The sequence below is a fragment of the Erythrobacter sp. JB3-1 genome, assembly GCF_057364995.1.
In genome coordinates, this window is the sequence record NZ_CP200289.1 from 676,893 (window position 1) to 701,784 (window position 24,892).

Sequence of the window (24,892 nt, forward strand, 5' to 3'; positions counted from 1 at the left end):
TCAGACCGATTGCGTACTCATTCTGCGCCGAGTCAACGCATCATGCGTGCCTCAGATAGGATTGTGCAAGCGCGAAGAAGGCCGAGCCTATACCTACTCAGACTTGTAAACCTCGCCCTGCTTCATGACGAAAGTCACGTTTTCCAGCAGCGAAATGTCTTCCAAGGGATTGCCGCGCACAGCAATAATATCGCCCGACGCACCGGTCTTGATCACACCGACATTGCCCTTTTGCCCCAAGGCATCGGCCGCATTGTATGTCGCCGCGCGCAGAGCCTCGGTGGAGGTCATGCCAAAGCGCACCATGCGCGAGAGTTGCTTCGCGTTGTCGCCATGAGGATAGACCCCAGCATCAGTGCCCAGCACCATTTTTACTCCGGCCTCGTGAGCGCGGCGGAAATTCTCGCGCTGAGTCTGGCCCGTCATGCGCTCTTTTTCCAAACTTTCCGGCAATATGCCTGCGGCCTCCCCTTCGCCTAAGATGAACTCGGTTACATAGATATCCATCGACAGGAATGCGCCGCTTTCCTTCGCCAGTCTGATGCCTTCGTCATCGATGAAGCTTGCATGCTCAATCGTGTCGACGCCCGCTTTCAGGGCATTGATGATGCCTTCCGTTCCGTGGGCATGGCTGGCGACCTTCATCCCGTGGCTGTGCGCCTCCTGGGTCAGCGCAGTGAGCTCTTCAACAGTGTATTGCGGCGCGCCAACCTTTGTGCCTTTGGACAGGACACCGCCGGTCGAGCAGGTCTTGATCAAATCCGCGCCGAACTTGCGGTTTTTGCGAACTTTGGAACGCGCAGCCCACGGGCCGTCAGCCACACCTTCGCCGGTCGCTTCATACTCCGGTGGCAAGAGATTGTTGTCCGAACAGTGCCCGCCAGTAATGCCGATCGGAGGGCCAGAGACAAACATACGAGGTCCAGGGACATCACCCTCCGCAATCGCATCGCGCAGCGCCACATCGCCAAAGCTGCCCGCACCAACATTGCGCACCGTCGTAAAGCCAGCCATCAGCGTGGTCTTGGCATTCACCACGCCAGTGATGGTCGCGCGCTCATCAGAGACCGCGAGCCTGCGATACCCATGCGTGTCGGAATCGCTTGTGAGGTGAACGTGCATGTCGATCAGGCCAGGCAGAATCGTCATATCGCCGAGATCGATGACCTCATCAGCCTCTGCGGAGACCGTTTCGCTAAAGGAAACGCCCGTGATCACTCCGTCAGTGATCGTGATCACCGGGTCATCGAGCAACCGCCCGCTTTCGACATCGACCATACTGTCCGCCGTAACGACAACAGTCTCTGCCAAAAGGGCGGTTGAGCTAAGGAGCAATGACGAAGCGAGTGCGATAACCGGCAGTTTCAAGCGTATTCCCCTTGTTTTATTGCAGCGAAAGCTAGCAGCTTTAGGCCCCCCGGCAAGAGGCAAGCGCAAGGCAAGGCAAGGCAAGGCGGCTGCTATTAGTGCTTTGTCGCACTAACAGTGGCTGCTCCTCAGCCTCACAACCGTGACAGTGTCATTCCGCTGACGGCCCAGCTTTTGCCATTGCCCAATGTATTTATGGGGTTGAAGCGGGCGGTCCGTCTGTACGTTCGGAAAATACAAGTTGGGCATTTCGTTCATGCTTATTGGCAGAGTTTGGTGGGAAACACTCTGAGTCTGCAACCGTCAGATGTTCCCAATCTCAGCAGCGCGAGAGAGCCCTCAAGGCAGACTGAAACGCAGGCTTTAAGTTGACATTCAATGCGGATAGAACAAAATAAGAACATATGTGTGATTCGGAGCGATCCATGTCTAGCTTACGTGAGCGGCTAGCTGACTTTGCGTATGTAAATGAAGCCTCTTGCCAAGAGCGATTTGCCTCAGGTCACGCGTCTCTCGATGCCTATCTTGATGGAGGTCTTTTGCGTGGCCAGTTGCATGAAATCTTTGCCGCCTCTGCTGAGGATAATGGCAGCGCAGCCGGCTTTGCAGCGATGCTTGCATTGCGTACCATGCAGCCAGGCAAAACCATTTTGTGGCTGCGCACTCTGGCCGCGCCCCGCAAGGGCGGACGTTTTAGTCCGGCTGGTTTCGTGGAATTGGGCGGAGACCCATCGGCTCTATTCATGCTGGTTGCGCCTGACGAAGCGACGCTTCTCAGATCGGCTGTCGATGCACTACGCTGTGACAGCTTTGGAGCGGTGGTAATCGAATGCTGGGGCTCGCCTGCCATGCTCGATCTAACTGCCAGTCGCCGACTGACGCTTACCGCAGATCGCAGCGGTGTAACGCCGTTGATGCTGCGCCTTGGTGCGCGCGAACAACCCAGTACAGCGAGCACACGGTGGGCGGTGCGATCAGCGCCTTCGAGCCCTCTCGAAGCCAATGCTCCGGGTCATCCAACCTTGGATTTGACCTTGTTACGCAGACGTTCGGGGCCTTCAGGCAAAAGCTGGCGCCTGGAGTGGAGCCGTGACAACCAGCGCTTCCAAAAACCTCGCGAACCCAAACTCATGCAACCATCAAAGACGCTTTCTGGCGCTATGGTTTCCTTTTTTGGCGTCGGACAGGCTGCAGCGAGAGAGAGGAGCAAGCTTATCGCCTGAACGGCCTCTTGCGTTTGTTGAGAAGCAAAAAGGGGCCATGCGCCTTGTCGCGCTTAACGGGGCCGCTCTGGAATGCGGGCTTGCACCGGGCTCAAGCCTGGCTGATGCGCGGGCGGTTGAGCCAGAGTTGATCGTGTATGATCACAATGCCCAGGCTGATGCCGAGCTGCTCGATCAGATTGCTGATGAATGCATGCGCTATACGCCTATGGTTGCGGTGAAGCCACCAGATGGCCTTACGCTCGATATCACAGGCAGCGTGCATCTTTCAGGAGGAGAGATTCAGCTTCAGAAAGATGTGCGAGGCTGGTTTGCCAGTCAGCAGATTGCAACACGCCTGGCATGTGCGTCTTCCGCTGAAGCGGCGAGCGCTTTGGCTCGCTTCCATCGCGGCGAGGTAGCGGATGAGATGCAGGCAATTCGTTCTCTGCCTGTGGCTGCGCTACAGCTTGATCCCGAAGCCGATTTGGGCTTGCGCCGTGCAGGGCTGAAAACGATCGGCGATGTGATGGATCGCCCGCGCAAAGTCATCGCAGCGCGTTTCGGAGCAGCAAGCGTTTATCAACTGGAACGTGTAATCGGGAAAAGCGCCAAGCCGCTGGATACGCGCAAGGCCCGGCGTTCTTTCACCTTTCGCCGACGCTTTTCCGAGCCCATCACAAGCAAAACCTATTCCGTCAGGGTTCTGCGCGAATTGCTTGATGAAGCCAACGCAGAACTCGCCAGAGAGGACCTTGGCGGCCGCGCCTTTGAAGCGCGCTTCAACAGAGTCGATGGTGCAGTCCAAAACCTGTATGTCGAAACTGGCCAATCAACCCGCGACAGCGCCGCGATTGCCAGACTCTTCAATGAACGATTGGATGGTTCGGCCGACCCGCTCGATCCCGGTTTCGGCTTTGACAGCGTCGAGCTTTCTATCGTTCAAACCGAGCTTTTGAAATCGCAGCAAGAAGATATCGAAAAAGAGGTAAGGCGCGACAACACACTGGCGGAAACTCTGGATATTTTGCGCGTCCGACTGGGGCGCAATAGGGTGCTGCGTTTTCGCCCGAACGACACACATATTCCCGAAAACACTCAAATAGCTCTGTCTGCTGTAGATGCAGATCATTCCTTTGCCTGGCCGTCAACAGAGCCGGGTGAGCCTCCTTCACGCCCGCTGCAATTGTTCGATCCGCCGCAGCGTATTGTGGTTATCGCGGAAATTCCCGACGGGCCGCCAAAGCGGTTTCGCTGGCGCAACAAAGTGCGCGATGCCGCGCGACATGAGGGGCCAGAGCGGATTGCATCGGAATGGTGGAAAGCGAGCGAAGACCCGCTCGGGCGTACGCAATTGACGCGCGATTATTACCGTATCGAGGACACAGAGGGGCGGCGGTATTGGGTGTTTCGCCATGGCCTTTATGCCCGCGAAACCGATGATCCGAACTGGTATTTGCATGGGCTGTTTGCCTGATGCCAAAAGAAACACCTGTAGCTTTTGCAGAGCTTGCCGCTGCGACCAATTATTCATTCCTGCGCGGGGCATCGCACCCTTGCGATATGGTGGCTCAGGCACTCAACCTTGGGATGAGCGGCATTGGCATTGCTGATCGCAACAGCGTTGCTGGTGTGGTGCGCGCGCATGTTGCCCTGCGCGATGCACTGGAGAAATTGCCTGAGGCTCAGCGATCTGCATTCGGCTTTCGTTTGGTGGTAGGGTCACGGCTTTGCTTTGTTGATGAGACGCCGGACATTGTCGCGTATCCGACAACACGTTATGGCTGGGGACGGCTGACACGCCTGCTTACCACTGGTAATTTGCGGGCAGAAAAAGGCGACTGCCTGCTGCAATTGCCTGATTTGCTCGCCCATTGCGAAGACATGGTTCTGATTGCGATGGCAGAGCCTCGTGATGCCAAGCACAGGGCTGCGCTTAAAACCTTGCAAGATGCTGCACCAGACAGGTTGTGGCTTGGAGCCACCATGGCTCGATCTGGCAAAGACGAGCGCCGGCTTGCGCAATTGATCGCTCTATCCAGCGATCTGGCCATTCCACTGCTAGCGACCAATGATGCGCTCTACGCAGAGCCAGAAGACCGGCAATTGCACGACGTACTGACTTGCATCGACGAGGGCACAACGATTTCCGAAGCAGGCAAGCGGCTTGCCCCCAATGCCGAACGGCATTTGAAGGGCCCTTTGGAAATGGACCGGCTGTTCAAATCTGCTCCACAGGCCATTGCTGCCAGCCAAGATATTTTGTCGCGTATCACGTTCACGCTTGATGATTTGCGCTATGAATATCCGCATGAGCCAGTGCCCGAAGGTTGGGAGCCGCAGGACTGGCTGGAGCATCTCGTTTCGGAAGCCGCGCACGAGCGCTGGCCCGAAGGCATTCCCCCTAAAGCCAAAGCGATGATGGAAGAGGAGTTCGCCCTCATCCGTAAGGTAAACTATGCCTATTACTTCCTGACAGTCCACGATCTGGTTAGATTTGCGCGCAGCCAGACACCGCCAATCCTATGCCAAGGGCGCGGCTCGGCGGCGAATTCCATCGTCTGCTATCTGCTCAAGGTGACGTCGGTCGATCCGGTTGAGCACAATTTGCTGTTCTCTCGCTTCATGTCCGAAGAGCGCAAAGAACCGCCTGATATCGATGTCGATTTCGAACATGAGCGGCGCGAAGAGGTGATGCAATATGTGTATCGTCGGTATGGCCGCGAGCGCGCGGGGATTTGCGCCACTGTGATCCACTACCGCCCGCGCAGCGCCGTGCGCGAAGTCGGTAAGGTGCTTGGCCTGTCGGAAGATATGACCAACCGTATGGTCAGCACCGTTTGGGGCAGTCACGCGACCGGGATGGAAGACAATCGGATCGCGGAAAATGGGTTCGATCTCAGCAACCCTCAGATCGCGCGCCTTAAGTTACTAGTCGATCAGATCCTCAAATTTCCGCGCCATCTGTCTCAGCATGTTGGCGGCTATGTGCTGACGCAGGGGCGGCTCGATGAAATAGTGCCGATCCATAATGCGGCGATGGAGGATCGCACATTTATAGAATGGGATAAGGACGACATTGACGCGCTGGGCCTGATGAAAGTCGATGTGCTGGCGCTGGGCATGCTCACTTGTATTCAGAAGAGCTTTGATTTGATGCGTCAACATGGCCTCGGCGATTTTGAGCTGGACACAATCCAGCATGAAGACAGCGAGGTTTATGACATGCTGTGCGCGGGCGACAGTATCGGTGTGTTTCAGGTCGAAAGCCGTGCGCAGATCAACATGCTACCCCGCATGAAACCGAGGGAATTCTATGATCTCGTGATCCAGGTCGCGATTGTCCGTCCTGGCCCAATTGAGGGGGATATGGTTCATCCCTATCTGCGCCGCCGCTCTGGCGTGGAGGCAGTGAACTATCCTTCGCCCAGACCACCGCACGATCCCAACGAATTGAAAAGCGTATTGGGGCGCACCAAAGGCGTCCCGCTGTTTCAGGAACAGGCGATGAAGCTTGCCATTGTGGCAGCAGACTTCTCTCCCGAAGACGCCAATCGTCTGCGCCGGGCAATGGCCACATTCCGCAATGTCGGCACGATCAACCAGTTCGAAAAGAAGATGGTCGATGGCATGGTTGCGCGGGGATACGAACGGTCCTTTGCTGAGCGCTGCTATAAACAAATTCAGGGCTTTGGCAGCTATGGCTTTCCTGAAAGCCATGCATTGTCCTTTGCACGGTTGGTCTATGTTTCAAGCTGGATTAAATGCCATCATCCGGCGGTCTTCGCCTGTGCATTGCTGAACTCACAACCAATGGGTTTTTACGCGCCTGCGCAACTGGTGCGGGATCTGCGTGAACATGGCGGAGAGGTGCGCGCAGCCGACATTAATTACAGCGAATGGGATAATATTCTCGAACCGTGTGAAAGTGGTCAGCTCGCATTGCGGCTCGGGTTTCGCCAGATGGATGGCTTTCGCAAAGAATGGTCGGCGCAGCTGGTGGCAGCTCGCAGCGAAGGCGCATTCACAGGCATTGAAGACCTGGCTCGCCGCGCCGACTTGCCTCGACGCGCTTTAAGATTGTTAGCAGATGCAGACGCTTTCCGTTCCATTGGTGAAGATCGGCGCCAAGCGCTCTGGAATGTTCGGCGCATGCCCAAGGGAGAGCTGCCCTTGTTCGCAGCGGCAAAGGCGCGTGAATTGCGTGAAGAAGAGGACACACCGCTCCCCTCAATGCCGCTATCCGACCATGCTGTTGCGGATTATCAAACCACGCGGCTGTCCCTGAAGGGGCATCCGATGGGCTTCCTGCGTGAGCGTTTCCAATCCGAAGGCGTGCTGAGCTGCGCAGAAACCGATGCAGCAAAAAATGGCGCGAAAGTGCGCACAGCAGGCGTTGTCCTAACCCGTCAACGACCGGGTAAAGGCAATGCAGTTTTCATCACCATCGAGGATGAAACGGGGATTATCAACGCGCTGCTTTGGTCGAGGCATATGGAACGATTGCGCCGCCCTGTAATGGCCTCTCGCCTGATGCTGTTGGAAGGGGAGGTGCAGCGCAGCAAGGAAGGCGTCGTGCATCTTATGGTCAGCAATGTGATCGATCGCACGAATGATCTCAATCATATGTCAGAGACACATCACGCGAAGCTAGACACTTCCTTTGGCGACAAAGTTGCCGATCGCCACCCCACACCGAGCAACCGGCATCCCCGCGATGTTCGCATCCTACCTAAATCACGGGATTTCCATTAATTTAACAAAGACCCGAAATGGGTCGTTTGCTGGCTGCCGGGTCTTAGTAATCCCGGTGGTGAGAATGGACAGCCTCCGCCGGCTTCAGCAATTGCAATGTGGCTTGCAACTTCGTGGTGCCCAAGCAAACTGGGCAGGGGCAACCGATTACCCCATTTCAAAGAAAGCTCGAGTAGGTCGTTTGTGGTCTCCAATTGGATTCAGCGTGAAACACGCAGCCGCAAAGCCCCGGAAATAGCGGGATATACTGGTTTGCATATGGGAAGAGCACCTTGTTCATCAAAACAGGGGCTTGGTGGTGAGTCCTGCTGGGTTCGAACCAGCGACCTACTGATTAAAAGTCAGTTGCTCTACCGACTGAGCTAAGGACCCACACATGGCATGGAATCGCGCCGCAAGCAGCGCTGCCGGAGCGCTCACCTAGATAGAGCGAGCGGACGGGTCAAGCGTGCATTGAGCTGGCTTAGAAAAAGTCCGCTCACAGGATCGCGCCAAGCGGGCGCAATTGCCGCTGCTGGCCCGAGCACAAAGCGGCGTTCACGCATGCGCGGATGCGGGATTGAAAGGCGTTCACTGGCCCAAATGCCGCCGCTCCACAGAATCATATCCAGATCGAGCGGACGCGCCCGCCAGCGCTGTCCGCGGCGGCTCCGGCCGAATTCGCACTCGATCTTTTGCAAGGCGTCCAGCAGAGTAAGAGGGGCAAGCCCGCATTCGATAACCGCCGCCGCATTGGCGTAAGTGCGCTGTGATGGCCCGATCGGCGCGCTCGCGATGATGGGAGAGACGGCGAGCACATCACCGATTTCACCAAGCGCCGCAAATGCTGTCCGCACCACCTCGCGCGGCAGGCCAATGCCGGGCACGCGCATGTTGGAGCCAAGCGCAATAAGGTAGGTGTCTGCGCTCAAACCAGCGGCCTCAAATATCTTCGGCAATTCTGCCATAAAGCTGCGGGCGGCGATCTCTGAAAAAGCCCATGCCCGCCCGGTGCTTGGCAGCACGGGCAAGATCGAGCTCTGCGATTAAAACGCCGCTCTCCTCAGCCCCGTAGTCTGTCACCAGATCACCCCACTCGTCAGTGATGAACGAATGGCCGTAGAAATTCTGAGCGGCCTCATCTGGTCCCTCTGCGCCAATCCGGTTGCTGGCGACCACTGGCATGCAGTTGGAGACGGCATGCCCCACCATCGCGCGGCGCCACATGCGGCTGGTGTCGAGTTCTGCGTCATAGGGCTCTGAGCCAATCGCGGTCGGATAGAGCAGCACTTCTGCGCCCTTCAAAGCCATAACGCGGGCAGCCTCTGGATACCATTGATCCCAGCAAATGCCGACGCCAATGCGCGCGGTCTCTCCGCCGCCCAGCGGCACATCCCATACTTTGAAGCCGTCATTACCGGGCCGGAAATAGAACTTTTCCTCGTAGCCGGGGCCATCGGGAATATGGCTTTTGCGATAGCCTCCCATGATCTCGCCATCGGGGCCGATTACCGCGAGACTGTTGTAATAATGATGGCCGTCACGCTCGAAGAAGCTTGTTGGAATGGTGACCCTGAGCCTTGCCGCCAGCTCGCACATCGCGATGACACTCGGGTGCTCTGCCGTGGGCCGTGCAAGCGCGAACAAAGCCTCGTCTTCTTCGCGGCAAAAGTAGGGTCCGGAGAACAGCTCAGGCGGCAGTATAAGCTGAGCGCCTTGCCCCGCCGCTTGCTCCACCAGAGCGCTGACGGCGGCGATGTTCTGAGCTTCGTCCTCGCTGCCAAGAGCGAGCTGTAGGGCGGCGACAGTGAGCTTGGTCATCGCGCGGATTTACCTCGTTCTGCTGCCGCCGCTAGCGATCATTCAGGCTTTTGAACAACAGGGTCATGCGGTCACTCTCGCCAATGGCGGCGAGCTCTTCCCGGCCCTCGTCACCGCCAGCAAAGCTGGGCGGCAAAGACCACACGCCGTTCGGGTGATCGGTGGTGTCGTTGGGGTTGGCATTGATCTCTGACGTATCCACCAGTTCAAAGCCCTGGCCTTCGAAATAGGCGATCAGATCCGCTTGTTTTAGGTAACCGGCATTGCCGTCTGCAAACTCATCGGTTGCATCCGCTTTGGCCCGGTGCTGAACTACGCCGAGCATGCCGCCGGGCTTGAGAGCCGCTTTGAGAGCCGTGATTTCGCTGTCATCGATGCCCCAACGCTTCAGGTTGTGCATCATGCGGAAGATAAGCACACGGTCGGCGGTGCCGTTCAGCTCTTCCGGGATCGCATTGCTGAAATAGAACGGCAATTGCTCTGCCGGAATGCCAAGCGATTCAGACCGTCTTGCCGCGAAAGTTTCGCCGCCTTCGCGAACGCGGGCAACGAATTCCTCGCCGATGCTCGCGCCTGCCTCAGGCGGGAAGCCAACCGCGATATAGCTGCCCTCATTGCTTACCAATGGCGCCAAGATACGCGTGTACCAACCGCCGCCTGGTGCGTACTCGATGACGGTGTGATCAGGCTGTACCTGAAAAAACGCCAAGGTCTCACCCGGATTGCGAAAGGCATCGCGCGCTTTGTCATCCGTGCGCAGATCAGCGGCCAAAATATTTTCCAGCGCACTGCTTTCAGCCGCGGTTTCGCTTGCGCCACTCTCGCCGGCTTCGGGCGCGCAAGCCGATAGGGCAAAGGCGCTCGTAGCGACTAGAATCAAAGATCGCATCATGGGTTTTCTCCTTGGCGTGAGCCTCAGTTCGCTTTCTTGAACAGCAGCGTCATCCGGTCGCTTTCGCCGATGCTCATATATTCACTACGGCGCGGATCATCTTCGCCGGTGGCAAGGACCGGAGGCAGGGTCCAAACGCCGCGCTCCCAATTGGCTGGGTCAGAGGCGTTGGCGTTGACTTCGCTCTCGGCGGCAAGTTCAAAACCATTGGCTTCGAAAATAGCGATTACATCGGCTTTGCGCATGTAGCCGCGTTGGCGCGCTCCGTAATCATTGTAGCTTGCGCCCTCTGGCGCGCGGTGCTGCACAACGCCAACCATGCCGTCATCCTTCAGCATCATGCGCGCAGCCTTCAGCACATCATCGGAGCGATTGCCGATGTTGAGGCCGTGCATCGAGCGGAAGATCAAAACGCGATCAACGGTGCCGGCGACGTCTTCTGGCATTTCATCGGTTTCAAACGCGGTGACGGCATCGGCTTCGACGCCCATCGCCTCTGCAAGGCCCGATTTGAAATTCTCGGTCCAGCCCTTGCTGCGCGCTTCTTGAGCGCGAGAGCGGTATTCGCGGCCATCGCTGTCTTGGTTGATCGCGATATATTTGCCAGCAGGCATCAGATAAGGCGCAAGGACGCGGGTGTACCAGCCGCCACCCGGGCCATATTCGACCACGGTTTGGGTCGGCTCAACCTGAAAGAACGCCAGCGTTTCAGCAGGATTGCGATATTGATCGCGCGCGCGGTCATTGTCGCGGCGCTCGTGGGCGAGCACTTCGGCAAGGCTGGGCGCGGCAGCGTGATCATCCGCCATTGCGGGTGCTACTGGCGACAGTGTAGCAAGACCTGCGAGAGCGGCAAACGGAGCAAAAAATAGGGGCTTCATTGGGGTGTCCTCATTTTAGTCGAACGATTGCGACCTTCAATAGCCGCTGGGCAGGCGATGACAAGTTGCGGATCGACCGAGGCACGATCAGCGGGCTAATGACAAACAGCCTCAGCGTTCTTATCTCCCAGCCAACAAGGAGTTTTGATCGATGGAACAGGCAATTATCGCAGGCGGATGCTTTTGGTGCACTGAGGCGGTCTTTCGCGATGTGGTGGGCGTGAGCGAGGTCGAAAGCGGCTATATCGGCGGCGACAAACCCAATCCGACCTACAAGGAAGTGTGCACCGGGACGACCGGCCATGCCGAGGGCATTCGAGTGACCTTCGACCCGGCCGTGATCAGCCTGCCGGAGATTTTCGATGTGTTCCTGGGCACCCATGATCCGACCCAGCTGAACCGCCAGGGCAATGATGTTGGCACCCAATATCGCAGCGCAATCTTCCCGCTTAGCGACGCTCAGCGCGAAAAAGCTGAGGCCGCGATTGCGCGCTGGAATGCAGAAAATTCAGGCGAAGCTGTGACCACCGTCGAGACTGCAAGTGAATGGTATCCCGCGGAGGATTACCATCAGGAATATTGGGACGGTGAAGGCCAGCGAAACCCCTATTGCCTGGCGACGATCCCGCCAAAACTGATGAAGCTGCGCAAGAGCTTTCAAAGCAAGGTGAAGGCGTGATGCGCGGCTGAACAATGCGGCCTGAGCCGGTCTTACACAACCGATCATAAGGTGCTGAGCAACGGCTCGGTAGCGTTTGAGTGTTCACAAGATGAGGCCGAATGGCCTTGGCTTGCTCTGCCTGCGCAGCACCCGCTCGTCATCCAAACCCAGAATTTCTGGACCAGCGTTGGCGCCACCGCCGCGCTGGGCACACGCGATGACAGCAAGTGGAGCGCGCTGACTTGGACGGATTGGGCGCTGGGCGAGCTTGATACTGGTCAGGCCGTTCGCGGTGTCTTTGCACTGAGCGGAGAGGACGGTGAGCTGGCGTTCACCACCCAGTTGCTCGATGCGCACGACCGATTAATCGCGCGCATTGGCGGAAAGGGCGTGGTTTTTAGAACCCGCAATTTTGAGAAATGGCGTGAAGGCTCCAAGACCTCAGCCAAGCAAGATGCGCCTGCTCCCACGCAGTTCAACTATGCAACGCGCAAGATGCTGGGCCTGACAGAGCGGGAGCCACCCTTGATTGGAACCGTGGCGGATGGTCCAGATGGCCTCGCGACCAAAGCGCTGGTGACCAAAGAAAACGGCCTGATGCCGGGTCATCCCTTTTTCAGCGGGTCTGGCGACCATGTGAACGCGCCGCATCTCTCTGAATTGGCTCGGCAGACGGTGAGCCTCCTATGCGACGGCGCGGCCATACAGATCACTCGGGGTGAGATGGACATGCACCGCTATATCGAGCTGGGTACGGAAATAGCGATCACGATTGAGGAGCAGCAAGGCACATCAGCCGTGCTCCGCGTGAGCCAGCTTGGCCGGTCCTGCGCGCTGCTGAGCATGGCATGGGTCAAAATCTAGCCCCTAACGTTCCAACATTTGCGCGATTTGTTCCAGCGCATCGTCGGACACCGCGCCCGCCTCTGGCGCGATGACCAGCGGCTGGCCAAGATAGGCCCAGTAAAGGAATTGCGCGCGCTCAGCGGCGTGTTGCTGATCCAATCCAGCCTGTAGCAAGAGGATGGCGATATGGGAAATGCGGCGTTTGTCGACCTCGCCCACTTGCTTTGTCGCGGCCGAATCCTGCGTGGCCCAAGACCTCACTGCCCGGTCAAGCGCCCGGTCGGTGTGAAAGGCGCGCTTAATCAGAGCGCGCAAGCGCCCGCGCCCGGGCAGGTCGAGCCCTTCGTCGATCACTCTATCGGTGGTTTCCCTGGCCCAAGCGCCCAGCAGTTCGCCGCGAAAATCAGCGACATCAACGAAGTGCCAGTAAAAGCTGCCGCGTGAGACGCCCAGCTCCTTCGCCAACGGGCCCGGCTTAATCGCGCCGATCCCATCGCGGGCCAAAACAATAAGACCGTGCTTCACCCAATCATGCTTTGAGAGGCGCTCACTCATCAGCCATCCATACACAAGTGTATTGACGCAATCTAGCCCATAGTTTACGTAACCATACAAAGGTGTATGGAAATGATCTGGCAAGACGTCGCAATAATCACGGCAGGCTTCATTGGCGCATCTGGCGCGCTCATTCACAGCTATCTAGTGCGCCAGAAGATCACCGGTCCGCTAGCGGGTAAGGTTCTGAACAATGGCGACTATCCAGAGGCTTTGGCGCGATTGGTCCCGGCATTGCTCGATTTCAGCGGGTTTAACTGGCAGATCGGCGGATTGGCGCTGATGGCCGCGCCGTTCTGGCTTGGCGAGCAGGGTTTGGCCGTGCTCGCCCTAATGGTCGGCAGCTCTTACCTTTATGCGGCAATCGGCAATTGCTGGGGCACGCGCGGCCGCCATCCCGGCTGGTTTATCTACGCCTTGGCAACTGCATTGCTAGCCGCCGGCGCATTTGCCCCGAGGCTTTAGCCCTTCTGGAAGCGAGCGATAAAGAACCCATCGACCCCGCCCTGATCGGAGAGCATGCCGGGATGCGTGCGGATGTGGCCCTCTTCGCTTGGCTCAATGCCATCAGGCAGCTCATCCTTAGTCACGGGCACCAGCTTTAGCCCGTACTTATCGGCAATGCGGCGGGCTTGAGCTTCGCCCTCTTCCGGTTCCAACGAGCACACCGCATAGATCGGCTGACCGCCGGGTTTCAGCCACTGCGCGGCACGTTCGATCAGCATGATCTGCAGGCTGGCCATCTCCTCAATCTGGGCGCCGCCAATGCGGTGGAGCACGTCGGGGTGCCGGCGGCAGGTGCCGGTCGCGGTGCACGGCGCATCGAGCAGAATCGCATCATAATGATGCTTTGGTTCCCACTTGGCAGCGTCGGCGCGCACGGGAGAAGCCTTAAGGCCGGTGCGTTTCAAGTTGTCTTTGAGCAAGCCAAGTCGCCGCTTGCTGATATCCAGCGCCGTCACATTCCACCCCTGCGCGGCCAGTTGCATGGTCTTGCCGCCGGGCGCAGCGCACAGGTCGAGCGCGTGACGGCCGTTGCCGTCCCCAAGCAGATGCGAAGGCAATTGCGCGGCCAAATCCTGCACCCACCAATTGCCGTCGGCAAAGCCAGGCAGTTTCTCGACCGAGGTTCCACGCGGCAAGCGAATATGGCCCGGCGCGAGGCTGACCCCTCCCATCGCCACCGCTTGTTCGCCGGTGCTGGCCGGATCCTTAAGGCGCAGATCAAGCTCAGGAGGATCGGCCAACCCCGGCGCTATTTCCGCCGCCCGCTCGCTCCATCTTTCCTGGACGCGCTCAGGCAGGCTAGGCGCATCTGGCAGGGTCAACTCCAGCTTGATCAAAGCTGAGAAGACACCATGCGCGAGCCGGCGCGGTCCGCCAGACAACAGCGGCAGACCCGTCGCAATCACCGCGTGGGGCGGCGTGTTCAGCCGCAAGGCCTGAGCCAGCATAAGACGCAGAACGCTGCGCACTTTCACATCATCGGCCAGCCGCTTCTTGGTCGCACTGTCGATCAGCGCATCAAAATCAACCAGCCAGCGCAGTGCCTCGCTGACAATCGCGCGGGCCAGTGCCTTATCCTCTCCAGTGTGCAGCTTGCGAGTGGCAGCGCCCTCGGCCTGCTCCAAAGTTTCGCCGCGCCGCAATACAGCGTCGAGCATTTGCAGCGCAGCGCGGCGCGCGGGAAGTCCAGAAATACTTGGCATGGCTCAGGCGAATAGCCGCACTTGAAACTAAGTGCCAGCTTGCGCATTTCTAATATGCGATGACAAAACAAAAATCAGAAGCTGCGAAGAATTTCACCAAACCCGCGCACTGGGGCAATGACCCCGTGCCAAAGCCAAAAGCGGTCGATCCGCTGAAGGATGAGCCGCGCGAATTATCGCCCACTCGCTATGGCGATTGGGAACGCGAAGGCATCGCCTGGGATTTTTAGCATTCAAGACACATTGTCAGTATCAACGGTTCGCGAACAGCGAACCGCAAGGGCGACTGCCCGCCCGGAGCGATGCGATCTATGATCGCATGAGTGAGGAAATCGCGCGCCGGATGGCGTGCGCAAATCAAAGAGGCTTGAACTCTACCTTCAAACCGTCTTTAGGCTGAGGGATCGGCCAAGCCTGCCAGTCAGGATCATAGCCTTCTTCAACCATGATCTCATAGCGCTGTAAGATCTGCGCGATCAGGACCTTCACCTGCATGTAAGCAAAGTGCAGACCAAGGCACATATGCGCGCCGCCGCCGAACGGCACCCATGCATATTTGTGCCGCGCCTTCACCTGATCTGGCGTGAAGCGCATTGGATCGAAGGTGTAGGGATCATCCCAGTAATCCGTGCTGTGGTGCGTCCAATAGATGTTGATGCCCACCGGCGTTCCGGCGGGGATGCGATAGCCGCCATAGTCAAAACTCTTCAGCGCGCGGCGCGGCATTGAAGGGACCGGCGGCATGATCCGCAAAGATTCCTTGAACGCCATCTCGGTCAGTTCAAGCTTGCCCATATCATCATAATCAAGCGGTCGCGGCTCTCCCGAGCCATCCGGCCCGCCGGTGACAGCCGTAATCTCATCGCGCAGCTTCGCCTGCCATTCGGGATTCTTCGCCAGCAGATAGACCAGTGAGGTCGCGCTCGATGTGATCGTGTCATGCGCGGCCATCATCAGGAAATTCATATGGTCGACCACCTCGTCAACCGGCAGCAAAGAGCCATCTTCGCGGGTGGCCGTTGCGAACTGACTGAACATATCCTGCCCGCCGCCCTCGGCCCGGCGGCGATGCGTTTCCTTGGTGAAATAGTCGACCAGGAAGGCGCGGCCATCGACACCCTTCTTCATCTTGGTGAAGGGCAGCGGTGATCGGACCGGCGCGACCGATGCCTGCACCATATCAACAAAAGCCTCGTTGATCTTGTCGGCCTCTGGCCCCCATTCGATCCCGATGAAGCTGTCAGCCGCCAAATCCAGCGTCAGTTTCTTGATCGCCGGATAAAACTCCATCTTGCCCGCCCAGCTTGCGACTTCTGCCGACATGCCATTGTTCAGCGCGCCGGAATAATGCCGCATTGGCCCAGGCTTGAACGCAATCGAAAGCGCTCGCCGATCAATCCGGTGATGGTCGAAATCGAGCAGCATCAGCCCGCGCGGGAACAATTGATCGAGCACCGGGCCCCAGCCTTGTTCGTTGGAAAAGATCTTTTCCTTATTGAACAGGACCAGCTCATTGGCCTCTGCGCCGACCAAAGCGACATTCCAGCCGCCAAAGGCGCGGTTCTTATAAACCCGACCATGCGTCTCAACCATATTGCTGGTGAAAGCGTGCGGATCAGCCAGCATTTTGAGCGTGTTGCCAACCACGGGCCAGCCAGCGTCACCAGGGATATGCGCCAGTTCTTTTGGCTCTGGATTGCCTTCAGTCCAATGCGACGGCGGCGCCTCTTGCGCTTTTTCAGCAGGGGCGTTTGTATCGGCGAGCGTGGCCATTAGCGCATCCTTGATCAGGTTCGGATTTACAACTTACCTCACTGTAAGCAGCGAGGAGCACCAAATCCAGAGTGATCTGCTAAGGCGTTCTAAATCCAGCCGCCGAGCTCGCGCTTGACCATGCTTTCAAGCAGAGTGAGGCCAGATGCGCTGGTATTGAGGCAATCAAGCACGGCGTAATCTTCGCCCCCTGCTTCCTCAAATATCTCCGCCCCTTCAAGAGCGAGTTCTTCCAACGTCTCGACGCAATCCGCCGAGAACCCAGGGGCAGCGACGGCGAGGCGCTTCGTCCCCTGCTCGCCTTCTTTTGTCAGCGTGTCGTCGGTCGCAGGCTCCAGCCATTGGGCCGGGCCAAAACGGGACTGAAAGCTTGTCTCAAACCGGACACCAGCAAACTGCGGCAGACCTTCTAATCGCTCTCGCAGCAGCCGCGCGCTCTTGTGGCAATGGCAATGATAGGGATCGCCCAGCTCCAGCGTGCGCATTGGCATCCCATGGAACGACAGCAGCAGTACCTCCGGCTTGAACGTCAAAGCCTCCACCTGCCGCGTCAAATCCTCAGCCAGCGCGTCTAGATAGGCCGGATCGTCGTGATAAGGCGGCAAAAACCGCAAGGCCGGTTGCCAGCGCATTGCGCCCAGGACCCGCGCGACCTCGTCAAACACTGTCGCAGTCGTCGCAGCGCAATATTGCGGATAGAGCGGTGCGATCAGAATTCGGTCACAGCCTGCCTCGGTCAGTTTCCGCAAGCGCTCTTCGATAGACGGCGAGCCATAACGCATGGCGTATTCGACCTGCACATTCTCACCCATTTTCCCAGCAATTGCCTCTGATTGGCGCGCGGTGATATCGGCGAGCGGCGAGCCGCGCTCCGTCCAGACCTTCGAATAGGCCTCGGCGCTTTTCTTTGGCCGAGTGTTGAGAATAACCCCGCGCAGCAATGGCTGCCACAGCAACGCTGGGATTTCGATAACGCGCCGGTCAGACAGGAATTGCTTCAGATAGGTCTTCACCGCGCTGGGCGTTGGCGCCTCTGGAGTGCCTAGGTTGATCATAAGCACGCCAACCGATCCGCTGGAGACCGGCGGGTGATCATTGGGCAGGAGCTGAGGCTGCCAAGTCATGAGCGCTTGGCGCTAAAAAGGCGTTGCTGGGCAATCATATACCGCCTGAAAGTAGGGGCAGGCGGCGAAGTCTCAAGCCCGTAGCGGAAAACAATGCATTCGCAATTGCTGGAGCGGCAACCGCTGCGCCCAATTCACCCGGGTCGGCTGGGGCGGCTTCATTGGCGATAAACTCAACCTCGATCTCTGGGCAATCGGCCAATGCTGGCAGGCCAAGCTCGTCCATATCGAGCGCCGCGGGCATGCCTTCGGAGTAACGGATCGGCGCGCCTAGAGCGAGGCCGATGCCAAAGATCAGGCCGCCCTCGATCTGTTGGCGCGCGATGTCGAGGTTGATGATCCGCCCGATATCCACCGCCGCCGTCAGCCGCGTTACGCGCACGCCGCCCTCACCCGCCCGCGCGGTGGCGATGCAGGCGATCCGCCCTCCGGTGGTCGCATCGCCTATCCGGTGGCAGGCTAGCCCTTGCCCGCTTTGATCAGCGCCGCCGTCCCACTCCGCCATTTGCGCCGCGCGCTGCAAACACGCCGCCAGCCGCACATCCTTGCCCAGCATAGCGATACGGTATGACAGCGGCTCGCGAGAATGTTCGGCGGCTATCTCGTCGATCAAGCTCTCGGTCGCAAAGGCGGTATAGCAATGCGCATTGCCGCGCATACGACCTGTCGGCAAACCAATCTCTGTCGGCACATGGTCGACGATCACGCTTGGGATGGCATAGGCAGGCACCGCGCCTTCGCAGGCAAGAGCGTCTTTCGCGCCCACCGTTTCGCGCATCGCGGCGGATGGAGTGAAATTCTCGAACAGCCTCTTGCCAAATTCCAGATTGCTCGGCGGGCAAGCGATCCGAGTGCGCAGGCCATCGATCCGGCCTGAACCATCCGGCGAGAGCTGAGTGCCGAGCAGCATGGATGCAGGAGTGCGCGGGCGCGACTGCAATATCTCTTCACGCCGCGACCAGACCAATTGCACAGGCGCGCCGTGGCTCTCGGCCAGCTCTCTGGCGATGAGCGCAATTTCAATGGCGTGATCATTTTCCAGACGGCGATCAAAACTGCCGCCTGCCGACATGGGATACAGCACCACATCTTCCGGCTGAATTCCGATGGCGCGCGCGGCAGCAACACGGGCGCTCTCTGGCGCCTGGGTCGCCATCCACAGCTCAAGCGTGCCGTCTTCATATCTGGCAGTTGCGCTCGCGGTCTCCAGCGGAACTGGGATCGCGGCCTCAACCTCGTACTGGCGGGCGAAATCAATCCTGCTGATCCCCTCCTCGCCAAAGCCCTCGGTGGCGATGCGAAAGGAATCGCCGCCAGTGACCATCGTTTCAAGCCGGGCAGCGATAGCGCCGCTATCGGCGGGAGACTCGGCTGCGAATTGCGGCTTCATCGCGGCGAGCCCGCGCTGCGCCGCCCACCAATTGCTGGCGACTGCGGCCAGCCAGCGTTTGCCTTCGATCACGCTGATGACCCCGCGCCTGCGGCGCTTGTCAAAGCCGGTCAGCGTAGCGCTATCCACCGGGCCATGGCGGATCGCCGCATAGAGCATACCGGGTAGGCGCACGTCAGCGGCAAACTGATGCGTGCCGTCAACCTTTGACGGCATATCAATGCGCGGAAAGGCCAGCGGCGCTACGTCCTCGCCGACGACTGGCTTCTCGCCAGGAGACGTGGTTTGCAAAGGCGGCGGATCGGGTGCTTCCTTGGTCGCTGCCTCAGCGGCAAGCTCGCCAAAGGTCACGCGCTCCTCACCGTAGCGAACGAAGCCGTTTTCGACGACGCATTGCTCCCAGGACGCATCCCAGCGATCCGCAGCGGCCTGCGCCAGCATAGCCCGCGCGGCAGCCGCGGCGTATCGGCACGGTTCCTCAAAGGCCGCGATGCTGGTGCCATCCGCCGTGGCGGAAAAGCGGCCATCGCGCGCAAATTTCGCGGCCAGAAACTCATCACTCATTTCAGAGAGGCCCTGACCCCAGCCATCCCACAGCGCCGACCATTTTCGTGCGAGCGGGATGTTGGCATAGGCGCCGCTAACCGGAGCCGGTTCGACCGCAACCTGCCGCCAATCGGCGCCGAGTTCTTGCGCCACAATCTGCGGCAAAAGAGTTGTGATCCCCTGGCCCATTTCAAGCTGCGGCACCGCCACAGTCACCACCCCATCCTCAGCGATTTTGAGCCAAGCATCAAACACATGCTCGCCCTCGCTCGGGATTAGAGGGCTGGGGAAGGTGCGCGGATAGAGCCACCAGGCAACCACCAGCCCGCCGCCAACAGCAGCACCGGTGAGCAATCCGCGGCGTGTCAGCTCCATCGCGCTAGCCCGCCTCTTGCTCTAGCCAAGTGGCAAGCTGCTGCGCGATCAAGCGGAAGGCCGCCCCAGTGTCGCTGTCTGTCGCGACCAGATTACTGCCTTTATCGCCTGCCACTCTCACATCCATGCTGAGCGGAATACGGCCCAAAAATGGAATGTCGAGCCGCTGAGCCAGAGTTTCAAAGCCGCCCTTGCCAAACGGATCGCTAATTTCCCCGCAATGCGGACAGGAATAGCCCGCCATATTCTCAACCAGACCGATGATCGGAACCTTGCCGGTTTCAAACAGCTGACCAGCGCGCGCGGCATCAATCAGCGCCAGATCTTGAGGGGTGGATACCAGGATAGCGCCATCGGGCTTATGCTTTTGCAACATCGAGAGCTGCACATCGCCAGTGCCCGGCGGCAAGTCGATGAGCAGCAATTCGGTGTCACCCCAATCGCCCTCAACCAATTGGGTGAGCGCATTGCCAACCATCGGACCGCGCCACGCCAGCGCCTGCGCCGGTTTCGCTAGATTACCCATGGATAGCATTTTGAGGCCATGCGGGCTGTCGAGCGGGATCAATTGCTCGTTCTCTGCCACCGGTTTCTTGCCTTCAGTGCCAAGCAGTTTGGGCTGAGAAGGTCCGTAAATATCGGCATCGATCACGCCGACCTTGTGCCCCGATGCAGCAAGCGCGATTGCGAGGTTGGCCGTCAGCGTCGATTTGCCGACCCCGCCTTTGCCCGAGCCCACCGCGATAATCCGGCGCTTCACCCGCTCCCCCATCAGGGCAACGCGAACTTCGCTGACCCCGTCTAGAGGACTGAGAGCAGCCTCGATCTGCTGCTCTGCATCTTTGCGTTCGCCGCCAGAAAGCCCGGTCGCCTCCACCACCACGACGGCGCGGCCTGCAACCATTCGGGCGGAAGTGGTCCGCTGCGCGAGGTCATCGCCGGCCTGCGCTTTGATAGCGTTCAGCAATCGCTCTTGATCATTGGTGGCGTTTTTAGGCTCGCTCATGGTGACACGCCTCTAGCAGCAAAATCGCCCACGTAATCCTTGTTTTTGCATAGGGCCTGTTTTTCGCAAAAGGGCACCCTATAAAAGGCATATGAGAATTTTTGACGGTTTGAAAAAACGTTTCGTTTCGCGCCCCTCTGATGAGGGGACCGATGGCCTTGGCGCAATCGGCTTGGCGATGGCTGGCAAGAAAAACCCCTGGGGTTCAGGCGGCGGCGACGATGGCAGCAATGACACGGGCGACGGTGACAAGGGCGGCGGACCGCGCAACCCGTGGCTGCCGGGCGGCGGCGACGACAAACGACGTTCCGCCAGCATCGAAGATATTTTCAAGAACCGCGGGCCAGAAGGCCCCAATCGCGGTGGTGGCGGCGGACCGGGCGGACCCAAATTCCGTCTTCCAGAGCGGCAGGGCGGCAAGAGCTGGCTGCCAATCATCGCGGTTGGCATCGGCGCAATCTGGCTGTTCGCAACCAGCGTCCACTTCATCCAACCGCGCGAGCAAGCGGTCGTAACCTGGTTCGGCGGCAAATATTCTGAAACGCTCAATCCCGGCACTGAATTCACGCTGCCTTGGCCAATCCAGCAGGTGAAGGCCGAGGACGTCAGCGAAATCCGATCTGTTGATGTGCCGAAGAAGTTGATCCTGACCGGCGACCAAAACCTCGTCGACCTCAGCTATCTTATTCGTTGGAACATCAAGGATCTGACGCAGTTTGAATTCCAGCTCGCTGAGCCAATTGAGACGGTTCAAGAAGCAGCGGAAACGGCCATGCGGTCTTCTGTTGCGGAGATGACGCTGGATGCTGTGATCTCCGGTGAAGGCCGTGCAGACATTGAGCAAAACGTCCTGACCCGGATGCAAACCATTTTGGATGCCTATGGCTCCGGCATTGCCGTGCAAGGTATCGAAATCGACAAGGCCGACCCGCCAGAGCAAGTGATTGAGGCGTTTAACGACGTGCTCGCTGCGCAGCAAAACGCTGAGCAAGAAATCAACCAGGCCCGCCGCTATGCCCAGCAATTGCTGGCCCGCGCGGAAGGTGATGCGGCAGAGTTTAACCAGATCTATGGCGAGTATCGCCTTGCCCCAGAGGTCACCCGCCGGCGCCTATATTATGAGACCATGGAGGCTGTTCTGGCGAACACCGACAAGACTATCATCGAGGCCGATGGCGTCACATCTTACCTGCCACTAAGTGAAGTGCAGCGCCGCTCCAACTCGGCGCAAACGGCAACACCGGCGCAAGCCGCACCGCAAGGGGGGCAATGATCATGGATGCAACTTGGCAAAAGTATCGCTTCGCGTTCATCGCACTTGGCGTATTGCTGGTGGCAACCGCTTCCAGCTTGTTCATCGTCCCGGAGAGCAAGCAAGCGGTTATCATCCGCACGGGTGAACCGCATTCAGTGGTGAATATCTTCCGTCCAGACGTACCGTTTGGCGATACGAAGGCGGGCCTGTGGTACCGCATTCCATTCGTTGACCGGGTGCAGATGGTGGAGCGCCGCGTGCTCGACCTCGACATGGACAACCAGCAAGTGCTCACCAGCGACCAGCAGCGTCTGCAGGTGAACGCCTATGCTCGGTTCCGGATCATCCAGCCGGTGACGATGGTGCAGAGCGCGGGCGATGAAAACCGCCTGCGTTCACAATTGTCGCCAATCCTGACCTCGGTTCTGCGTCAGGAATTAGGCCGCCGCACCTTCGCCAGCCTGCTGACTGCGGAACGCGGCAATGCGATGAACAATATCCGCGACAAGCTCGATGCTCAGGCGCGCCAATACGGTGTGCAGATCATCGATGTTCGCATCAAAGCGGCCGATTTGCCGGAGGGCACACCGTTGCAAGCGGCCTTTACCCGGATGCAATCGGACCGTCAGGAAGAAGCCGCAACCATCCGCGCGCAAGGGCGCAAGAATGCTCAGATCATTCGCGCTGAGGCAGAGGCGAATGCCGCCAACACCTATGCAGCGGCCTATGGTAAGGATCCAAGCTTTTATAACTTCTACCGCGCGATGGAGAGTTATCGCCGGACCTTTATCGACGGTAAGGGCGACAGCTCCATGGTTCTGTCGGAAGACAATGAGTATTTCCGCGAGTTTCGCGGGCAATAATACCTTCGGCCGATCGCCTGATGCCGCGTTGCACCGGGAACCGGCCGAGTTCCGACGAACCGCCTAGCGGGTCTGACCGACTACATTTGTCGTTCAAACTGCGTTAAGTGCGTCTTGGGCCATTGTAGGGGCGTAACTGTTTAGCAGGCTCGCTCGTATTCATGAGGGCGTGCTAAGCGCAAACTTGTAAAAGGAACGAGAGGACGTGAACAAAGTGCGTTATGTTTATGGACTGACGAGTGCGCTGCTTGTGGGCGGCGCGACAATTTCGCTGGTGACCGGCCAGCCTGCTGGCGCACAAGTTGCGCAAAATGATGACCGGGTGATGAGCCAAGTGGTTCCGCGTGCAGGTGCACCGGCCAGTTTTGCCGATCTCACCGAGCAATTGCAGCCAGCGGTGGTCAACATCGCCACCCGTCAGCGGGTCGAGGTGCAAAGCCGCAACCCGTTCCAAGGCACGCCTTTTGCTGACCTGTTCAACCGCCGCCGCGGTGGCAGCAATGGTCAAGCACAGCCGCAAACCCGCGAGGCGCAATCGCTGGGTTCGGGCTTTATCATTTCCGCCGATGGCTTTGTGGTCACCAACAACCACGTCGTCGCCCCGAACGAGCGGGCGACACTGGAAGAGATCACCATCACCATGCCTGATGGCACGGAATATGAGGCTGAATTGGTCGGCGCCGATGCCGCGTCCGATCTGGCCGTGCTTAAAATCCAATCAAGCAATGACTTCCCATTCGTGAAGTTCGGCAATTCCGCTGAAGCACGGGTCGGCGACTGGGTCGTTGCAATCGGCAACCCGTTCGGCCTTGGCGGAACAGTGACCAGCGGCATCGTTTCCGCGGTGCTGCGCAACACCGGTCAAGGCGGCGCATATGACCGCTATATCCAGACCGATGCCAGCATCAACCGAGGCAATTCCGGCGGCCCATTGTTCGACATGCAGGGCAATGTGATCGGCATCAACAATGCGATCTTCTCGCCTTCTGGCGGCAGTGTCGGGATTGGCTTTGCCATCCCAGCAGAGATTGCAGTGCCAATCGTCGAGCAGCTTAAGAGCGGTCAAGAAATTGAGCGCGGTTTCCTGGGTGTCAGCATTCAGCCCATCACCGATGATCTGGCCGACTCGCTTGGGCTTCAACGCAATCGCGGCGAGTTTGTTCAAAGCGTGCAGGATGACGGCGCAGCGGACGTTGCGGGCATTCAAGCGGGTGATGTGGTGCTGAAAATCGATGGTAAAGACGTCACCAGCGAACAGTCATTGTCATTCCTCGTTGCCAATATCGCGCCCGGCACTCGTATCCCGATTGAGCTGCTGCGTGATGGCCAGCGCCGCACTGTCAACGCGACAGTGGGCAAGCGTCCAACCGAGGACGAGCTTCGTCAACAGCAAATGTTCAGCGAAGATGACGATGACGCTCAGATGACGCCAGGCGATTCCGATGGCTTCATCGAAGAGAAGCTCGGGCTTCAGGTTGTTGACTTGACCCCTGAGATCGTCCGTCAACTGCGCGCTGACGAAGGCACGACCGGTGTGGCAATCACCGCTGTCGATCCAAACTCTGACGCTGGCCGGAAAGGTCTGCGTCGCCGCGATATCATCCTATCGGCGAACTATCAGGATATCTCCAGCGTGGACGACCTGCGCGAGATCATCACGCAGGCAGAGACTGATGACCGTGATGCCCTGCTGCTGCGCATGCAGCGTCCGGGCCAGCCCGCGCGTTACCTGCCGGTACGCCTGCGCTAATCTAAGCAGAGAAGTCGATCAAAAAGGAGGCGCTGCGGGCAGACCGCGGCGCCTCTTTTCGTATGGGCTGAATGGACACGGGCGATGGTAGCCGGCAATCGTCAATAGAGTGCACGCGTATTGCCGCGACTTGCGCCGCAA

The 24,892-nt window shown here is 58.7% G+C and carries 21 protein-coding genes and 1 tRNA gene; 10 read left to right on the forward strand and 12 right to left on the reverse strand.

Going from position 1 to position 24,892, the window contains the following annotated elements; all coding sequences use genetic code 11:
• Positions 1-93 precede the first annotated feature (93 nt).
• Positions 94-1,368: a Xaa-Pro dipeptidase gene (locus AC0V6M_RS03195; protein WP_486137422.1), complete on the reverse strand. Its 1,275-nt coding sequence runs from the start codon at positions 1,366-1,368 to the stop codon at positions 94-96.
• Between the two features lie 425 nt (positions 1,369-1,793).
• Between AC0V6M_RS03195 and AC0V6M_RS03200 the strand changes: the two genes are divergently transcribed.
• Genes AC0V6M_RS03200 through AC0V6M_RS03210 form a run of 3 tightly spaced genes read left to right on the forward strand, consistent with a single transcriptional unit; the run spans position 1,794 to position 7,325 of the window.
• The gene (locus AC0V6M_RS03200; protein ID WP_486137423.1) at positions 1,794-2,591 is read left to right on the forward strand and encodes an ImuA family protein; all 798 of its coding nucleotides are present in this window, start codon (positions 1,794-1,796) and stop codon (positions 2,589-2,591) included.
• 37 nt (positions 2,592-2,628) lie between these two features.
• On the forward strand, positions 2,629-4,047 hold the full coding sequence (locus AC0V6M_RS03205) for a Y-family DNA polymerase (RefSeq protein WP_486137424.1): 1,419 nt from the start codon (positions 2,629-2,631) through the stop codon (positions 4,045-4,047).
• Positions 4,047-7,325 (forward strand): error-prone DNA polymerase, encoded by a 3,279-nt coding sequence (locus AC0V6M_RS03210; RefSeq protein ID WP_486137425.1) that lies wholly within the window; start codon positions 4,047-4,049, stop codon positions 7,323-7,325. Before AC0V6M_RS03205 ends, AC0V6M_RS03210 begins: the two co-directional genes overlap by 1 nt.
• Before the next feature lie 296 nt (positions 7,326-7,621).
• On the opposite strand, the gene AC0V6M_RS03215 is transcribed toward AC0V6M_RS03210, so the two are convergent.
• From AC0V6M_RS03215 to AC0V6M_RS03235, 5 genes are all read right to left on the reverse strand, one after another.
• A tRNA-Lys gene (locus AC0V6M_RS03215) sits at positions 7,622-7,697 on the reverse strand.
• 44 nt (positions 7,698-7,741) lie between these two features.
• Complete coding sequence (gene folK / locus AC0V6M_RS03220; protein WP_486137426.1) at positions 7,742-8,272, reverse strand: 2-amino-4-hydroxy-6-hydroxymethyldihydropteridine diphosphokinase; 531 nt, start codon at positions 8,270-8,272, stop codon at positions 7,742-7,744.
• The gene (aguB, locus tag AC0V6M_RS03225; protein ID WP_486137427.1) at positions 8,247-9,125 is read right to left on the reverse strand and encodes an N-carbamoylputrescine amidase; all 879 of its coding nucleotides are present in this window, start codon (positions 9,123-9,125) and stop codon (positions 8,247-8,249) included. The genes folK and aguB overlap by 26 nt, the downstream gene beginning before the upstream one ends.
• A 31-nt stretch (positions 9,126-9,156) precedes the next feature.
• Positions 9,157-10,017, reverse strand: coding sequence for a class I SAM-dependent methyltransferase (locus AC0V6M_RS03230; protein ID WP_486137428.1), 861 nt, complete (start codon positions 10,015-10,017; stop codon positions 9,157-9,159).
• 23 nt (positions 10,018-10,040) lie between these two features.
• Positions 10,041-10,898 carry a class I SAM-dependent methyltransferase gene (locus AC0V6M_RS03235; RefSeq protein ID WP_486137429.1) on the reverse strand — a complete coding sequence of 286 codons (858 nt, stop codon included), beginning with the start codon at positions 10,896-10,898 and terminating at the stop codon, positions 10,041-10,043.
• Positions 10,899-11,049: 151 nt separating this feature from the next.
• Between AC0V6M_RS03235 and msrA the strand changes: the two genes are divergently transcribed.
• Together msrA and AC0V6M_RS03245 are read left to right on the forward strand one after the other, a co-directional pair.
• Positions 11,050-11,577 (forward strand): peptide-methionine (S)-S-oxide reductase MsrA, encoded by a 528-nt coding sequence (gene msrA, locus AC0V6M_RS03240; protein WP_486137430.1) that lies wholly within the window; start codon positions 11,050-11,052, stop codon positions 11,575-11,577.
• A gap of 51 nt (positions 11,578-11,628) precedes the next feature.
• Positions 11,629-12,423, forward strand: a complete 795-nt coding sequence (locus AC0V6M_RS03245; RefSeq protein ID WP_486137431.1) for a hypothetical protein — start codon at positions 11,629-11,631, stop codon at positions 12,421-12,423.
• Positions 12,424-12,426: 3 nt separating this feature from the next.
• Here AC0V6M_RS03245 and AC0V6M_RS03250 read toward each other — a convergent pair whose 3' ends face one another.
• Positions 12,427-12,960 (reverse strand): TetR/AcrR family transcriptional regulator, encoded by a 534-nt coding sequence (locus AC0V6M_RS03250; protein ID WP_486137432.1) that lies wholly within the window; start codon positions 12,958-12,960, stop codon positions 12,427-12,429.
• 72 nt (positions 12,961-13,032) lie between these two features.
• Between AC0V6M_RS03250 and AC0V6M_RS03255 the strand changes: the two genes are divergently transcribed.
• Positions 13,033-13,425 carry a hypothetical protein gene (locus AC0V6M_RS03255; protein ID WP_486137433.1) on the forward strand — a complete coding sequence of 131 codons (393 nt, stop codon included), beginning with the start codon at positions 13,033-13,035 and terminating at the stop codon, positions 13,423-13,425.
• Here the strand turns inward: AC0V6M_RS03255 and AC0V6M_RS03260 are convergent.
• Positions 13,422-14,669 carry an RsmB/NOP family class I SAM-dependent RNA methyltransferase gene (locus AC0V6M_RS03260; RefSeq protein ID WP_486137434.1) on the reverse strand — a complete coding sequence of 416 codons (1,248 nt, stop codon included), beginning with the start codon at positions 14,667-14,669 and terminating at the stop codon, positions 13,422-13,424. The two genes, AC0V6M_RS03255 and AC0V6M_RS03260, sit on opposite strands and share 4 nt — an antisense overlap.
• Positions 14,670-14,728: 59 nt before the next feature.
• Here AC0V6M_RS03260 and AC0V6M_RS03265 point away from each other — a divergent pair, with 59 nt between their 5' ends.
• Positions 14,729-14,899, forward strand: coding sequence for a DUF1674 domain-containing protein (locus tag AC0V6M_RS03265; RefSeq protein ID WP_472644174.1), 171 nt, complete (start codon positions 14,729-14,731; stop codon positions 14,897-14,899).
• A gap of 127 nt (positions 14,900-15,026) precedes the next feature.
• Here the strand turns inward: AC0V6M_RS03265 and AC0V6M_RS03270 are convergent, their stop codons facing one another.
• The 4 genes from AC0V6M_RS03270 to AC0V6M_RS03285 all read right to left on the reverse strand — a co-directional run bounded on the left by AC0V6M_RS03270 (position 15,027) and on the right by AC0V6M_RS03285 (position 20,883).
• A complete protein-coding gene (locus tag AC0V6M_RS03270) occupies positions 15,027-16,442 on the reverse strand; it encodes a cytochrome P450 (protein WP_486137435.1) in 1,416 nt (471 codons plus the stop codon).
• 89 nt (positions 16,443-16,531) lie between these two features.
• A complete protein-coding gene (hemH, locus tag AC0V6M_RS03275; RefSeq protein ID WP_486137436.1) occupies positions 16,532-17,566 on the reverse strand; it encodes a ferrochelatase in 1,035 nt (344 codons plus the stop codon).
• A 34-nt stretch (positions 17,567-17,600) separates the two neighbouring features.
• Positions 17,601-19,877 (reverse strand): molybdopterin cofactor-binding domain-containing protein, encoded by a 2,277-nt coding sequence (locus tag AC0V6M_RS03280; RefSeq protein WP_486137437.1) that lies wholly within the window; start codon positions 19,875-19,877, stop codon positions 17,601-17,603.
• A gap of 4 nt (positions 19,878-19,881) precedes the next feature.
• Positions 19,882-20,883, reverse strand: a complete 1,002-nt coding sequence (locus tag AC0V6M_RS03285; RefSeq protein WP_486137438.1) for an Mrp/NBP35 family ATP-binding protein — start codon at positions 20,881-20,883, stop codon at positions 19,882-19,884.
• A 178-nt stretch (positions 20,884-21,061) separates the two neighbouring features.
• Between AC0V6M_RS03285 and hflK the strand changes: the two genes are divergently transcribed.
• From hflK to AC0V6M_RS03300, 3 genes are all read left to right on the forward strand, one after another.
• A complete protein-coding gene (hflK, locus tag AC0V6M_RS03290; RefSeq protein WP_486139559.1) occupies positions 21,062-22,156 on the forward strand; it encodes a protease modulator HflK in 1,095 nt (364 codons plus the stop codon).
• 2 nt (positions 22,157-22,158) lie between these two features.
• Positions 22,159-23,001 carry a protease modulator HflC gene (hflC, locus tag AC0V6M_RS03295; RefSeq protein WP_472645793.1) on the forward strand — a complete coding sequence of 281 codons (843 nt, stop codon included), beginning with the start codon at positions 22,159-22,161 and terminating at the stop codon, positions 22,999-23,001.
• A 205-nt stretch (positions 23,002-23,206) separates the two neighbouring features.
• Positions 23,207-24,751 carry a Do family serine endopeptidase gene (locus AC0V6M_RS03300; protein WP_486137439.1) on the forward strand — a complete coding sequence of 515 codons (1,545 nt, stop codon included), beginning with the start codon at positions 23,207-23,209 and terminating at the stop codon, positions 24,749-24,751.
• Positions 24,752-24,892 lie beyond the last annotated feature (141 nt).